Raw genomic sequence first — 15545 nt, forward strand, 5'->3', positions numbered from 1 at the left:
TGCCGAAAAAAAATACTATAAAGGTACAAACGTCAAACAAAAGCATCGCTATGAAAACAACAAAAACAATCGCTTCGTTAAGCTTTATTAGCCTTTTATCTCTATTCTCCCCCAACAGTTACAGCTCCGATGTACTGGTTTCCGCAGATTTTAATGTCGGCCAAGGATTCAATTATTTAGTAAATGGCACCTGCTATGTCGTAACGCCGAAGCATGTTCTCGGTGATGCGCAAACAGCCAATATTATGCTGCCAACACGCCAGTACTTCACAGCTGACTTAGCGCACGTGTTCGACGTCGATATGGCTGTTTTAGAATCCAACATTCCCGAAGCGCAATGTAACCGCAACACGTTCTTACAAGTCAGCGACCTGAAGAAATTATTAGATGTTTACCAAACTGGCGTGCTCAAAACGCGTTTAGCTGACGGTAGCGTTTTACAGTCCAAGATTGTGATTAATACAGTTGATGAAACTGAGTATTTAGCGATAAAACCTGAGCGCGCAGATGAGCCATTTAAACAAGGTTACAGTGGCAGTATTTTATTTGTAGCCGACCAAGCTGCTGGCGTTTTACTTGAGGTTGATGACGAGGGTGGTGTGGTTTACCGAGCCGACGCATTGACGCAAATGCTGGATGAGCATTTCGGTGTCGAAGACACAGCTGAAGTATCGGTAGCTACGGGTGAGGCTAAAGTAGCGGATGACTCTGAAGTGACAACGAATTCGCATTTAACCGGTCGCTTAGCGCAAAACCAAATCAAAGATCATGAAGTTAAAATGCTCGAGAATAGTCCGATTGAGTTTGTGTTGAAGGCTAACGAGGGTAATCGCATGCGGTATTCGATTCGAATTATGGATCGCCGCGAAAATATGCTACTTGATTACGACTTTTATAATGATGATCCATATAACTTTGCATTTACCCCGCCCAAATCTGACGTCTATATCGTTCGCCTCGTCGGACTGAGCTCATTTGGTGAATTCGACATTAAAATGAATGATTTTGCCTTTGATTCAGAGCTGAGAGGGCAAGGTAATACAATCACGATTCCAACAACCATAGAACCAAAGGTTGCAAAGGATTCTGTTGCTGAATATCGATTTAAGGGCGAATCAAATAGTCCCATCGAATTCAACTTGAAAAAAGTTCCAGGACAACGGTTTAGATTCAAAATCGTTGTCGTGAATAGTGAAGGTGAAGTGCATCAAGATTATGATTTTTATTCTGACGATAATTATTCTTATGCCTTCACTCCGCCTAGCAACGACACGTACACAATTAAAATCGTTGGGTTAAGTAGTTACGGCACAGCAAATATTCAAATCGACCAATGGGTGACCGACGCTGTACTGAAAAGTCCGCAAAATGTCGTGACTGCTGGTGAAGTTATTGAAGGCAAGCTTGCAACAAATGCTGTCGCAGAATACCGCATGATGATGACGGCCAATGCGCCGATCGACTTCAAGTTTGAACGCCAGTCGAAAAGAATGAGATTCCGATTGGAAATATTTGATGAAACCAATGAACGAAGATATTCCGGCGAATTTTATTCCGACGACGAATATCGCATTGTTTTTACACCGCTATCGTCAGACGTTCATATCATTCGGTTAACTGGTATTAGTAGCCATGGTAATTACACCATCAAGTTGTTCGATTATGATTAAACATCTACTTACACTGGCGATGCTCACTGCGAATGTGGGCATTGCGCAAGCCAATCAGGTCAGCGGTTTTACCGAATCATACAGCGAAACGGTAAAGGTTTCTGGGCAGTTCTTAAAAGGCCTCCAATTTACCGACGTCGATTACCAAGTTGCACCGCACATTTATTTCCCAAGCCCCTATGAGGGGGCTGTTTGTGTGTTTGTGAGTAGTGCCGATGGCCGTTACAAATCGCAATATCAATATAACTTCACCGAATCCGTCGACGGTTTAGTTCGTATCGAATTTCCAACACAGTACATTGATGAATTGGAAGAATTCGCCCCCGGTGAACTCGGTTTATTGGTTGCTGCTCAAGCCGATTGCAATGCCACCAACGGTAATTACGTGGTGGGCGCTTGGGGTATTCCAAAATCGATGAACAACATCGCTGTATTTCTTCGCAGTAATGCTCGCCGGGATGTTGCTACGCTGATTAATACTGGTAATGAAGCACCAAATAAGTCCGTAAAGTGCCAAGATTTACGCAGTAATTATCGCGTTTCTTATGATAAAGAATGCTTATTGCAAGATGTAAACACGGATTCGGCAATGCGCATTGTCATTAAGCGTCGAAATTTGCGCGCAATACCTGATGAAGTAGTCGAGTTATTTCGATGAAGCGTCTCACTCTAAAAAATATATTTCGAAAAACGGCCAAGTTTTTGTTTGGTATTTTTTTAACGAACGAAGATTTACCGTATACCGCAACAGAGTTTCGTGACCGCATCAGCTTAAGCCCATGGCGTTGGTTACTACATATTTTGGTTGGCTTCTTTTGGATGCTGTTGGCCTACATTGTCGTTATTTCACTTCGATTTATTACCACGCCCGACACGCTATATAACGTGACAGCGCGTTCAGAAATTATCACCATCGATTCATTTCAAAATAGCGCATTTGTGCCCTGGCAATTAGAAAATGTAACGCGCTATGCACAATGCGGTAGCGAAACATCTTTCATTTCTGGACAACTTCAAGTTGCACAAGATACTTCGGTATATATTGAGCGTATCGGTACTCAGTCAGTGTGGATAACTTTAAGTTCCGCGACGCTCGCCCCAGTGGGATATATTCAAACAGATAACCAGCGAATTGAATTAAGTGATTGCGAAGCATTTGAGCTACAGGCTTCTGCCAATAATAGTTATACGCTGCCCATTGATGGCGTGATGACAATAGGTGGTGAGGTCAAAGAAGCATCCGCGCGCGAGCCAATTTTACATGATGGTTCGGTCGCTATTTCTGATAAAGGTGCGTGGTCGGGGCAATATTATCAAACTGAGCCATATGCGCTTGAGTTAGGTGACAAGTTCTTTATTCAAAACCCATCAATTCAAAGCTCTGGTTTTATTTTCGTAGATGATTCACCGGGCATGCAGGTGACCTTCAATGGCAAAGGTGACGCAGGTGTTATTCAACGTTATAAATCAGAAGATATTATTCTGAAAAACAGTATTTGGACGAAACTCGCACACGACGAAAGTTTATTGTTTCTGTGGCTATTCTTAGTGGCTGCATTCTCGTTATTAAAGTTTGTGATTCGGGTCAATATCGAATAATTCAAGAACCACCGACAATTTGATTGCGCCCGCCACGTTTGGCGCGATAAAGATTTTCATCAGCCGATGACAATATACGATCAATCGAATCGGTTGCGCCGGCGCTATAGGTTGCGGCGCCAATACTCACGGTAATATGAACATCTTTTTCGACAGCCTCGGCACGTATATTCTCAATAATACGCTGACCAAACTGAATGGCTTGTTGTTGATCGGTATTTGGACAAATAACCAGAAACTCTTCGCCGCCCCAACGACCAACGGCATCCGTTTCACGTACAGTTTCACGTACAACGTCGCAGAGTCTGATTAAAACTTTATCGCCAATAAGGTGCCCGTACTTGTCATTCACCGCTTTAAAATGATCGACATCCAACAGCAGAATTGACACGGCTTGATGCGAGCGATTCGCTTGCGCAACAAGCGATTTGAGCGTGTTATCGAGGTGCAGACGGTTATAAACTTTCGTTAACGGGTCAGTAATCGCGGTTTTTTGTAATTGATCATAAGCTTCTTGCCGCGAGTTTTCATAAAAGCGAAACAAAAATACCTGCGCAGTCGCTACTTCAATAAAGTTAAAGAGTGCACCGAGGCCAAGATTAGCGGTGACTTGCTGTTGAATCAGCTGATATAGATACCAACTACAGTACACAAGAATGATTGCACTGACCCAAGAGCCATTGCGCCTACCTAAAAGGAAAAATGCAAATGGCGGTAAAATAGTGACCCACATGAGGGAGTAGTTTCGCCCTTCTGCCAAGTGGACGAAAGCTAACAAGACGGCGGCGATGGAAACAATAACCGCCCAACTCGCAACTTTAAAGTTTCCACCACGGCTCACAAAACGAAAAATAATCAGCGCAAGAACTAATCCGAGATAATCAAAAAAGGCAATTTCAGGGGCATAAAACAAGGTGATATTGAGCGTGCCAATAATGGCAAAATAGGCAATCATGATCAGCAAAATGCTGTAAATCAAAGAAACTTGTTTAAATCGAGGGTCTGCCGCATCAATATCAGGATGGTATTTATGCCAAAATTTCATAGCGCTACTTCGTTTGACTGTTTGAAATATCCTAGCGGTGTTTTTACCGAAATGGAATTAACTTTGTGAACAACTAGCTCAAAATCTTAATTCATGATTTTATAGCAATTGTATTGAATAAACTGCGGATGCATCATGAACCAAACAACCCAAGTTAAATTGCTCAGAAGTGCCATCATATTGGGCCTCACTCTTCTCGTTTGTGGACACATTGTGCTTGCCGTAACGTTTGCCAGTGACGACATCGGCCATCAAGGATTTATCTTAGGTGCTGCGCTCAGTGCTTTTGGCGTAGTGCTGTCATTACCAACAAAAATTTACCTTACATTGCTATTGATGGAACACGAAGAGAAAACCAATCCTAATTTTACCCGTTCAGCAGATGGTCAAGCGAGTCGAGGCGTGTCGGTGGCACATATTCGTACTGCAACTGAAGAAGATGCCGCGCGCCTATCGGACCTAGCGCGGCAGACTTTTATCGATACTTTTGCTGCCGATAACAGTGAAGAAAATATGCGCTTGCACTGCGACGCCACCTACAGTGAAGCGCTACAGCTGGTTGAAATTAAAGATCCCAACCGGTTAACCTTACTCGCGACCCATGAGTGGCACCTGATTGGTTTTGTTCAACTACGCTGGGGTCACACACCCGATTGTGTTGAGGCAAAGTCAGCGGGCGAGCTACAACGCTTGTATGTGGATAAAAATTGGCACGGCAAGGGCGTGGCACAAGATTTGATGCAAGCGGCTATAACAGCCATGCAGCGTAAAGGTAACGACGTAATCTGGCTTGGCGTTTGGGAGCATAACCCGCGCGCCATCGCTTTTTATAAGAAAAAGGGATTTGTTGAGGTTGGCTCGCATGTGTTCCCGCTGGGGAATGACCCGCAACGGGATATTATTATGATGAAATCGTTGGTAGAGCGTACTAGCGAATAATTGGTGCTAGCACAGCAGCATCACCATCAATTTCTGTCATGAGTTCAAGGCCCAGTAGCTTCGCCATAAACGGATAAATATGAATATTGCTGAAGCGCTTTAATTCTCCGCCCTGTTTAATCGCTGGGCCAGTGGCAACGAATAAACCATCCATGTCACGGCTGGAGTGGAAGCCGTGGGTACCGCCATCTTTGCGCTGGTCTTGTGGCCGTGTTGTGAAAGTTGCCGGGGCTTGGGTGCCGAGCACAATCGCCGGTTTACGCGGGCCATCGGTGACGCCAAGCTGCGCCAGTTGCTGCTCTGATTCAACAACAAACTGAGCGGCCTGTTGCATCAGTCGTTGTTTGAGCTCTTGTGTCTGTTGCTCAGTCGTCTCTTCTTTTGGATAAATCATTAAACGCGTCTGCGCATTGACCACTTCAAACATGTCTTCATTGATATTGAGAGCATTCACATCAATCATGTCCTGCGCGGTAATTTGCGACATGCCGTGGTCCGACACCAATATCAAATTAACCGGTACATCGGTTTCATCATGAATACGTTGCCACAACTCACCGATAAGCTCATCCACATGTTTTACTGCTTTTGCCACCTGATGTGATTCGGGGCCGAAACGGTGTCCCATCGTGTCAACGATGGAGAAGTAGCCGGTAATCAGGCGCGGGCGAGCGGCTTCAGGAAGCTTCAGCCACTCGACCATTTGGTTTATGCGCTGCCGATTCGGAGCTGGCGTGCTGTAGTTGAAGTAGTAACTTGGCGTACGACCATTAATACGCGCCTCTGACTCCGGCCAAAAAAACGTCGCGGCTTTCACGCCCTGAAACTCAGCCAGGTTCCAAATGGGCAATGTGGTGAGCCAAGTACTGTCTTTGACGCCATCGCCCATTTTGTAGCGCTGCTGGCGTTCGGTGTCATAAAAATTGTTGTCGACAATGCCGTGCTTGGATGGATATTGCCCTGTGACAATCGAGAGGTGATTCGGGAATGTTTTGGATGGATAAACCGGCATCAAGCCGTCACTGCGAACGCCTTGCTCCGCAATTTTGGCAATGTTCGGCGCGCCATGAAGCTCAATATAATCATGCCGAAACCCATCAATTGAGATCAGCACCACCGTCTGTTCTTCTGCTGCCTGCACCTGCAGACAAGCCAACGCCAACAACACCCCAACTAGCTGTTTCATCTATGTTTCTCGCCTAATTATTGCCTAAATATCAATGCTGCGAGTTTACCACAGCTTTATGACATTGGTGTGTAGGAGGTGGGGTGCAGTCCTTGGACTGCACCCCTCTTAAAGCTTAAAACGCTGCGGTGGAGCGCCAGGCTCGGGAAGTTGGAATATATAGAGCCAGTCGTTACCGATAAGTTGCTGGAGTATCTCGTGTTCCGCGACAATCGCGGCGATACGTTCCATCGGCGCATCGATGTAGACGTTGAGACGCAAAGGGTCATGACGATATTGCTGGCCATCGTGAATCGACTGCCAAGCCAAGCCAATACGAAGATCACCACCGTTACCTTCGAATACACCCAAGCGGCCGCCCACTACGTTGTGCAGGGTTTTATTACCGCTACCGAAGCGCAGGTTATCAACGGTTGAGCCGAAATACTGCAGGTTAATCCAATTGGTCACAATCATTGGCGCCGTCATAATTTGTGTCAAAACAGCACCATCATTGTCGCGCTCAGGTTGGTAGTCATGCAGGAAGCTACGCCCTTCTAAACACAGCCCGCGGGTACGTTCACGTGGTGCTATCACAAACGCCGCATTATTGGTTAAGCCCCACTCTGGGCGTGTTTGCGACCAGTCATAAGCGCGGCGCACAAATGCTGCACGGCGTTTCTCAAGGCTCGCCTCAACAAGCTCCAACCCTAAACTTGGCGCGCGCTCTAAACGCGCCGCATCACTTGCACGCGCCAAATACAACTCGATTTTCGCTAACTGCGATTGCCAGCTGGCAGGAACCGAATCAGCATCATACAACGTGACATCTTCGGTGGTTGTGTTGTGCAGTGCCGCAATGAAGTACGTGGTTTTCGGAATCTCAATGCCGCGCTCTGCTAAGCCGCGGCGAATATCTTTATGATTTAGCAATTGCGCCAGCGCACGCGCGTTAACTTCGCCGCTTTGACCGCAACATGCACCGCAATCAAGCCCCGCCCGCTGCGGATTATTCTGGCTGGTACTGCCATGCCCAACCAACAACACCAACGGTGCGAAATCTTTGGTTAAACCCATACCGGTTAACACCCCAGCAGCAAGTGCAACGCGCTCCGACAGCACTTCGGCATCAACACTCAGTGTCGGCCGCACCGAGCAACACGCCTGCTCCGACAAACCTAGCTTATCTAAACCGCTGCTGTCTGCTTTAAAAAAGCTGGCTTTCAGCAATTTACCTAAATAACTCATGCCCAGCGTTTCAACTAAGCTGAACGATGATGCCGGGACGTTACTAAATGGCCATAAACTTGCTTTTTCTTGCAGTTTCACGCGGCGAATTTGCGCTAACGTTTTATCTTGTGTCGCATCACCGCTGCTATCGGTGACATTTAAACTGGGCGCCAACAAACCAGGCAACTGTGCGCGGGTGCTTTGTGTGCCAAGCGGCGTATAGTCAATTGGCAAGCCGAAAAATCCGGCAAAACCACCGGTGCGCACACCATCGGACTGCGCCTCAAAATGGCGACGCAATACCTCTGATCGTACATCAATACAAAAATACGCTTGCACTTCAGGTGCTTCTGAAACCGCCGCAGGCTTCTGCATCAATACCTGCGCCAGCTGTTCTTGATAGGCGAATTCATGGGCCCGTTGCCAGACTAAAAGTTTGCTGCGCGACAACGAATCATAGTCGCCAATTTTATCCCACAGCGCGCGCCAGCGCTTCCACACACTGTCATCTTCGCGACCGCCGCTATCCACCAGCCATTCCCAGCTCGCTCGAATCGCTAATAGCTCCATCAATGTTGTATCCGACTCACCACGCAGATTTGCTTGCCACGCGCGATACGCACAGGCCGAAGCCCAGCCACTCACACGCATCAGCACCGTTTCCAGCCACAAATCCCATTGCTCGGGCGGAATATCCAGTGACTGCAATACCTGCGTCAATTGCTCAATAGGGTCGCTACGCATGGCATCGGCGCGCGCAATCAAATCATCGCTGTGCATCAGTACACGCACGCTCCGATCATGACGCACTTCGTTTAGCCAACTCGCGTACAGCGGTGCGTCTTTGTGCGGATGCCACGCCGCCTGATATTCATCAAAATAGGCCGCACAAAACTGCGATACCTGAAACGTAACCGTTTCGTGCCAACCCGGCTCGTGGTTCAAATCACGCGTTTTGTCGTAACAATCACTCAATAAAGGTAAAGCCAACGGCTTGTAATTTTTACCGCCTACAAAACTCACCAAATGCGTCATCGAATGTTCTGACGCGAGTTCATCCATCGCCTGCTGCAAATGCGATTCTTGAATCACGCCGTCTTGCCATAATTGCGCATAATAGTCATTGCGCATCGACAGTGGTGATGCCGCAGTCAGCTCGAGTAATTTCGCCGCCTTCGAAAACGACTGATGCGAGCGCCCCCAATAAGGATTCACTGCAATCATCTGATCTAATGGCCAAGCCGGCGCAATATGTGCGCACGCAGCCGCGACAGCAGCTTCAACTTGAGTGCGTAAATCTTGCTGCGCCTGACTCATGAAATAATCTCCTTCGAAGCATCTGTCTGCGCCGGCGGTAGCGGCCAAATTTTAAACGTGATTAAGGTGAAACGTTCGTCGAGGTAAAAGCCATTGTAGGCCCACGGATACAAGCGGCGCGACCACTTGTGTTGCGGATACAGTTGCACCAGCAACTGAAGTCCAAACAGCGCGACAAACACCAACGCCACCCAAATCACCAACGCAAGATGCGGATCGCCATGGCCTGGCACGGCGGCGGCAAACAGTAAATGCCAAATGAAATAGAGTTGAGTGAGCAACAACACGCGAACCAAGCCGAGGCGAAACAATGCCCCGCTCATATCACGTTGTGGCCATAACAGCGGCGCAAAACCGATGGTTAGAATGATCAGGGCGACCCAGCTCACATGAAATTCTGGCAGCACCCATTGCCAAACCACCAACGACAAGCCAATCACCGCAGCGCTGACCAACGGACTTAATACATAAAGGTGTTTACGCGTGACACTATAAGTCGGCTCCAGTAACCGTTGCAGGCGCGCTTGCTCGACTGCTTCGCCAGCACTTAAAAACGCATAGGCTTTGTAGAGCGAGTGGGCAACTAAATGCAGTAGCGCCAGCTCGTATAAACCGAGGCCGATTTCCATCAGCATGAAGCCCATTTGCGCGCAGGTCGACCAAGCCAAGCGTACTTTGATACTGATACGCGTGAGCATCACCATGGCCGCTAACGCCGCTGATAAGCTCCCCACCACCACTAATAGCGCCTCAGCGATATCGCTTAACGCCAACAACGGCGCCATACGCAATAAAACAAAACCGGAAAGATTCACAACGCCAGCATGCAATAACGCAGAAATAGGCGTGGGTGCCTCCATCACTTGAATCAGCCAGCCATGTAGTGGTAGTTGCGCGGTTTTTAAAATCGCCGCCAAGGCAACCAGCACCATGGTGAGCTCAAGCCACACAGAAAGCTCAGATTGTCCCGCCGCATGGGCGTTAATATCCGCAAGATTCAGCGAGCCCACATCGATATAAGTTAACGCTACCGCCATCAATAGCAGTACATCAGCAAGGCGGCTGATAATGAATTTTTTGTGCGAAACAATTTGCGCGGCGCGGCGCTGATGATAGAACAACAACAGCTTATGTAGCCCTACGCTAGTCAAAGACCAACCGAGCAACATCAGTAGTAAGTGGTCACTTACCACAATCAAACCAACATTGGCGAGGATAAATAAAGTAAACTGTATGAACATGATTTGGTTGGGTTCACCCTGCAAATAGTGCTTGGCAAAGCGTGTCACCACCCAACCTAAAATGGCAACAAGAACAATCACGACCAGCCCGACCCGATCAGCCGGCGCCGCACTAAACGTTGAAAACAAGACCAACATCAACGCGCACAACAATGCGCTCAGCGAGGTGAGCTTGGCAACTTGCCATAGCATTTTTGGCGGCGCGACCAAACTGGTCAGCCACCCAATCAACCAAACTGCTGCAAAAGGCCAAGTTTCAAGCATGTGGAGCATCCATATGACGTAACTAGTGTTAGGGTAGTGCGCATGTTGCCAAAAAGCATACCTTCAGTAAAATAGATATAAAATATATAATCGTTCTGTTTTATAGAACGTAGTACTATTCAATGTACCAATCAACGGCCACTGAGGTGCTCCGACCATGCGTGAATTGAACTTTCATCACCTTTTTTATTTTTGGACGGTCGCCAAAGAAGGCCACTTAACTCGCGCCGCACAGCAGTTGCATGTATCGCAATCGGCCCTCTCCTCGCAAATTAAGCAATTGGAAGAGCGCCTTGGCCAAGATCTATTTGTGCGTGAAGGCCGCAGCCTTAAACTTACTGAATTCGGACATGTGGTGCTCAACTATGCCGAGCGGATTTTCAATTTGAGCCAAGAAATGATGTCGATGGTCGAGCGCGGTGACACGCATGTCGTCCAAACATTTCGGGTAGGCGCCGTGGCAACGCTTTCTCGTAATTTCCAAGAAAACTTTTTGCGCCCTATTTTGGGTAACCCGAATATTCAACTGACGTTACTTTCAGCGAGCCTTGAGCAGTTGCTTGAACAACTCAGCATGCATAAGCTCGATTTAATTCTCTCTAACCGCGCGGTCGCCTCTGATTTCCATCTGCCAATTCGCTGTCAGTGCGTTGCCCAACAGAGCGTCAGCCTGATTGGACCCAACACGGACGCATTAAAGGGTAAAGAATTCCCGCGAGATTTAGACAAAGTGCCGGTGTTAGTACCGGGCGTGAGTAGTGATATTCGCACCCAATTCGACATGTATTGTGAAGAGAACAATCTACAAATTACACCCTATGCCGAAGTTGACGACATGGCGATGTTGCGGGTTATGTCGCGAAGTATTCAAGGCGTGACCGTGGTTCCCGAGGTTGTCGTGCAGGACGAGCTTCGAGCCGGAGTTTTGAAAAAATACTGCACGCTGGAGGGTGTAGTCGAGAAGTTCTATGCCATCACCGCCAAACGCGAATTTGAATCGACTTTGATCAATACGCTCTTAAATTAAAAAATACCGCGCCAACTAAACGCTTAGCAGGCGCGGCATCATGAACACCTTACTACTCAACCAAATAGGTATTTAGGAAGTTCAAATAAGCTTCCTGCGCCTCAATACGGTTTGCTTTCACGCTAAATCCGTGGCCTTCGTCATCGAATAAAACATACTCCACGGGTACTTTGTTGGCACGAATCGCTGCCACCATTTCATCGCTTTCCACCTGAAGTACGCGCGGGTCGTTGGCACCCTGCACCACTAATACGGGTACTTTAATGTTATCGGCATGGAACAACGGTGAAATACGGCGCAGACGCTCACCATCAACCGCTGGGTCACCCAGCTCGTCATATAACGACTGACGGAAGCTTTCCCACCATGGTGGGATACTTTCAAGTGTACGCACCCAGTTGGTGACACCGAAAATGTTAATACCCGCATCAAATTCATTGGTGAACGCCAGTGCCGCCATCGTTAAATAACCACCGTAACTGCCGCCCATAACGGCGATACGTTGCGGGTCCACCCAATCAAGAGTCTGCAAGTATTTCTTGGCGTAAACAATATCTTGCAAGTCGTCTTCACCATGGCGCTGGTCATCGAGATGGAAGAAGGTTTTACCGTAACCAGAAGAACCACGGTTATTCACCCCAAACATCGCGTATCCATGGTTTACAAGGTGTTGCACCATTGCGCTATAACCTTGGCGCGTCTGACCACCAGGACCACCATGAATAAAGATAACCGCTGGTACTCGGTTCTCAGCACTGGCTTGGTGTGGCTTATACAGCAATCCTGGAACCGTTAGCTCGTCAAAGCTTTCAAAGCGCTCTACCGTGCTTTGCACAAGATGCTCAGGTTGCATGCCTTCAGCCAGCGTATTGGTCAACTGAACCACATTCTCGCTACCGACCTGCCAGAACATCAGATTGGATGGCGACACATCAGAATTCACATAGAATACTAATGTTTGTTCGTCGTCAGAAAAATTTACACCGCGTAAATCACCCGGTGGGTGTTCCGGCAACATGACTTCTTCACCCGTCGCCGTATCGATAATACTAAGTTCAGTGCGCGCATCCGCATTCACACCAACCACTTGATACTTGCCAGAATCGGAGAAATACAGGAACGATACATCCCAATCGGCGGCGAAGTGCTCGCTGTGCTCCTCAGAGGCGATATCGTACGCCCACGCTTGATAAAACTCGCCGTGACCGTCAGTGCCATAAATAAGTTGGTTGCTATCGTGCGTGAATGTGTAGGCATTATGCTGAATATTGCCATCTGTTGGGGTAATCAGCTTCGGCTCAACCTTGTCAGCCGCCAAATCCACCAAGAATAAATCCGAATCGGCGTTCGAATTGGTTCGGCTCAACGCCAAATAGCGCCCGTTGGGGCTAATCGCGTCGACATTAAAGCCCGTATTATTTTCAAATACCATTTCACGGCTGTAATCTTCGGCGCTGTATTGATACACATCGAAGTAACGATTATCTCGCTCGTTGGTCATCACATAAAAATGCATGTCGTCTTCGTGCCAGCCACCTAACATGGCTTTTAAATTCTCGCCCGGCGTTAAATCTTGTGTGCTGCCATCTTCTAAACGCACATACACATGGTTGAGCTCATTACCGCCTTGGTCCGCGGTATACAGCATACGCCCGTCTTGCGGAAACCAGCTTACGCCCATCATGGCATCGGTGGTGGAGTTCGTTAGTTGCGTTGGTTCGCTACCATCTAACGGGTAACTGTATACATTAAAGATGCCGCTTTTATCGCTGGTCACCAGCACCGCCGTGCCATCGTGGTTAATCGACGAACCAAAGATGGTCTCGGTGTTAAAAAATGTCTCAGCGCTATAGGTTGGCACCGCCGGCGTTGCCGCCACTTGTTGTGTGGCTTCGGCGTCGGAAGCAGGCGCAGCCGACTCAGGCTCCGGCTTACTGCAAGCAACCAGCAACACACTCGCGGCTATAATCGAAAGCATGGACCTCAATCGCATAACTCTATCCTATCGTTCGTTGTAGAAGACTACTCTCAAAGCCCTAGAAGTTTAGTTCACAATTAACATTCAACAAGAAATCACAACCAAGATTATTCATGAACACATATAAGCAACCTCTTTGTTGATTTATGAATACATTTGGATATACTTTAATAAGATAAATAACTACATATAGGTATTCAATGAGTATCAAAACTATCGTTTCTCAACAGTACAGAGACAAAATCAATCAATCAGCTAAGACGCTTGCCGACTTTCCAGAAATTCCTCCGGAAGGATGGTTAAAGACTGTACGCAAAGCTTTGCGGATGTCGGGGGCAGCTTTAGCCAGCCGGCTTGGTGTTACGAAAGCTCGGATTCCAAAAGCTGAAAAAGATGAATTAAGTGGAAGTTTAACTCTCAAAACAATTCAGAATATGGCTGAGGCAATGAACTGTAAATTTGTATACGCCGTTATTCCTAATGATTCTGTCGACAGCATTATTCGACAGCAAGCTTTAGAAAAAGCAAAACAACAAGTCGAAGCTGCTGCTATTCATATGGCGCTAGAGGCTCAATCGCTGAATAATGAGCAAACTAAATTCGAGATTGAACGAATTGCGAACGATCTTATTCAACGCATGCCACCAACCTTTTGGCGCGATTAAGGAATAAAACGAATGGATTATCCTGATGGAGCAACTCCGCTTGATCCTGATGAGTTAAATGGACTTAAGTTTAAACACGTCACGACAAGGGGAGAACTCGATCAGCTTGAGCAAGCAAATATCATGGAAGGTTTAAATTGGCTGAGTAAACAACGGTCTCCTGATGTTCTCACCATCGAGTTTATTCTGCAACTTCATAAAGCGTTATTTGGTCAAATTTGGGGATGGGCGGGGGTATTTCGTACTTCCGAAAAAAATATAGGAGTAGACCCAATCACTATTTCTGTAAATCTAAGATTATTAATAGATGACACGGAATATTGGATTGAGCATGAAACCTTTGATCCACTTGAAATTGCAGCACGATTTCACCATCGATTAGTGGCAATACATTTATTCGCTAATGGCAATGGTCGACATGCTCGAATCCTCACAGATGCATTATTAAAATACAAATTAAAGCATGCACCAATTGACTGGAGTGGTGGACACTCGTTGACTAAAATGAACGAACGTCGTTCAGAATATATTAAAGCTCTTCGACTAGCAGATAGAGCCGATTACCGATCACTTTTAACTTTCATGGGAAGCGGTGAATGAAACACATCCTATACATTGCGCACGGCGGCGGACCGATGCCGTTGCTGGGTGACAAAAGTCACGACGATATGGTGACGAAGCTACGCGAAGCTGCCGCAAAAATGCCGAAACCGAAGGCCATTTTAGTCATCAGTGCCCATTGGGAAACTGACATACCGCACGTGACAACCGCTACGAAGCCGGAACTCATTTACGATTACTACGGTTTTCCTCCAGAATCCTACACGATAGAATACCCCGCTCCCGGTGAACCAGCGTTAGCCGAGCAAGTATTGGGAGCAATTACTGCGGCCGGAATTGAGGCACAAGGTGATGCGCAGCGTGGCTTTGATCATGGTTTGTTTGTGCCGTTGAAACTCATGTATCCAGACGCCGACATTCCATGCGTGCAGTTGTCATTAATGAATCATTTAAACGCCGACACACATATTAAACTTGGGCAAGCGTTACAGGCACTCGACTACGACAACCTATTGATTCTTGGCTCTGGCTTCTCGTTTCATAATATGCGCGCATTCTTCGCACCGAATCATGCTGAAGCAGATAGCCAAAATGCGGCGTTTCAAGCATGGCTTGAACTTGTTTGTAGTGACCCAGAAATGGACGAGAAGCAGCGGCAACACATGCTCGCAAATTGGCAAGAAGCACCGCATGCACGGTTTTGCCATCCGCGTGAAGAGCACTTACTACCGTTGCACGTCTGTTATGGCGCAGCAGGTCGCGCATGTGATCGGGCCACCACGGTATATGCATTGAATAAAGAATCACGTATGTTCTATTGGCAAATGAATTAAGGTAGGGAATC

13 protein-coding genes are annotated in these 15545 nt (G+C 47.3%); 8 read left to right on the top strand and 5 right to left on the bottom strand.

The features are described 5' to 3' along the window. The first annotated feature begins 50 nt into the window (after positions 1-50). Genes BM292_RS07620 through BM292_RS07630 form a run of 3 tightly spaced genes read left to right on the top strand, consistent with a single transcriptional unit; the run spans position 51 to position 3269 of the window. Positions 51-1670, top strand: a complete 1620-nt coding sequence (locus BM292_RS07620; protein ID WP_092857231.1) for a hypothetical protein — start codon at positions 51-53, stop codon at positions 1668-1670. Next, positions 1663-2328, top strand: a complete 666-nt coding sequence (locus BM292_RS07625) for a hypothetical protein (RefSeq protein ID WP_092857233.1) — start codon at positions 1663-1665, stop codon at positions 2326-2328. The genes BM292_RS07620 and BM292_RS07625 overlap by 8 nt, the downstream gene beginning before the upstream one ends. Before the next feature lie 44 nt (positions 2329-2372). Further along, positions 2373-3269: a hypothetical protein gene (locus BM292_RS07630; RefSeq protein ID WP_143434080.1), complete on the top strand. Its 897-nt coding sequence runs from the start codon at positions 2373-2375 to the stop codon at positions 3267-3269. 1 nt (position 3270) lies between these two features. On the opposite strand, the gene BM292_RS07635 is transcribed toward BM292_RS07630, so the two are convergent. Beyond that, complete coding sequence (locus tag BM292_RS07635) at positions 3271-4314, bottom strand: GGDEF domain-containing protein (protein WP_092857237.1); 1044 nt, start codon at positions 4312-4314, stop codon at positions 3271-3273. A gap of 135 nt (positions 4315-4449) precedes the next feature. Between BM292_RS07635 and BM292_RS07640 the strand changes: the two genes are divergently transcribed. Then, positions 4450-5253, top strand: a complete 804-nt coding sequence (locus BM292_RS07640) for a GNAT family N-acetyltransferase (protein ID WP_218151676.1) — start codon at positions 4450-4452, stop codon at positions 5251-5253. Here BM292_RS07640 and BM292_RS07645 read toward each other — a convergent pair. The 3 genes from BM292_RS07645 to BM292_RS07655 all read right to left on the bottom strand — a co-directional run bounded on the left by BM292_RS07645 (position 5243) and on the right by BM292_RS07655 (position 10470). Then, complete coding sequence (locus BM292_RS07645) at positions 5243-6439, bottom strand: alkaline phosphatase family protein (RefSeq protein ID WP_092857239.1); 1197 nt, start codon at positions 6437-6439, stop codon at positions 5243-5245. The two genes, BM292_RS07640 and BM292_RS07645, sit on opposite strands and share 11 nt — an antisense overlap. A gap of 108 nt (positions 6440-6547) precedes the next feature. Next, positions 6548-8965 (bottom strand): YbcC family protein, encoded by a 2418-nt coding sequence (locus BM292_RS07650; protein ID WP_092857241.1) that lies wholly within the window; start codon positions 8963-8965, stop codon positions 6548-6550. Next, positions 8962-10470 (bottom strand): NADH-quinone oxidoreductase subunit L, encoded by a 1509-nt coding sequence (locus BM292_RS07655; RefSeq protein ID WP_177203814.1) that lies wholly within the window; start codon positions 10468-10470, stop codon positions 8962-8964. The genes BM292_RS07650 and BM292_RS07655 overlap by 4 nt, the downstream gene beginning before the upstream one ends. 157 nt (positions 10471-10627) lie before the next feature. On the opposite strand from BM292_RS07655, the gene BM292_RS07660 reads away from it, so the two are divergent. Beyond that, positions 10628-11497 carry a LysR family transcriptional regulator gene (locus tag BM292_RS07660; protein ID WP_092857245.1) on the top strand — a complete coding sequence of 290 codons (870 nt, stop codon included), beginning with the start codon at positions 10628-10630 and terminating at the stop codon, positions 11495-11497. Positions 11498-11549: 52 nt separating this feature from the next. Here the strand turns inward: BM292_RS07660 and BM292_RS07665 are convergent, their stop codons facing one another. Beyond that, a complete protein-coding gene (locus BM292_RS07665; protein ID WP_092857247.1) occupies positions 11550-13490 on the bottom strand; it encodes an alpha/beta hydrolase family protein in 1941 nt (646 codons plus the stop codon). A gap of 185 nt (positions 13491-13675) precedes the next feature. On the opposite strand from BM292_RS07665, the gene BM292_RS07670 reads away from it, so the two are divergent. From BM292_RS07670 to BM292_RS07680, 3 genes are read left to right on the top strand one after another with little or no spacing between them, the layout of a single operon-like run. Then, the gene (locus BM292_RS07670) at positions 13676-14140 is read left to right on the top strand and encodes a mobile mystery protein A (RefSeq protein WP_092857249.1); all 465 of its coding nucleotides are present in this window, start codon (positions 13676-13678) and stop codon (positions 14138-14140) included. A 12-nt stretch (positions 14141-14152) separates the two neighbouring features. Then, positions 14153-14740, top strand: a complete 588-nt coding sequence (locus tag BM292_RS07675; protein ID WP_092857251.1) for a mobile mystery protein B — start codon at positions 14153-14155, stop codon at positions 14738-14740. Beyond that, positions 14737-15534 carry a DODA-type extradiol aromatic ring-opening family dioxygenase gene (locus BM292_RS07680; protein WP_092857253.1) on the top strand — a complete coding sequence of 266 codons (798 nt, stop codon included), beginning with the start codon at positions 14737-14739 and terminating at the stop codon, positions 15532-15534. The genes BM292_RS07675 and BM292_RS07680 overlap by 4 nt, the downstream gene beginning before the upstream one ends. The last annotated feature ends 11 nt before the right edge of the window (positions 15535-15545 follow it).

It is taken from the genome of Pseudidiomarina tainanensis, assembly GCF_900115255.1.
GTDB lineage: Bacteria > Pseudomonadota > Gammaproteobacteria > Enterobacterales > Alteromonadaceae > Pseudidiomarina > Pseudidiomarina tainanensis.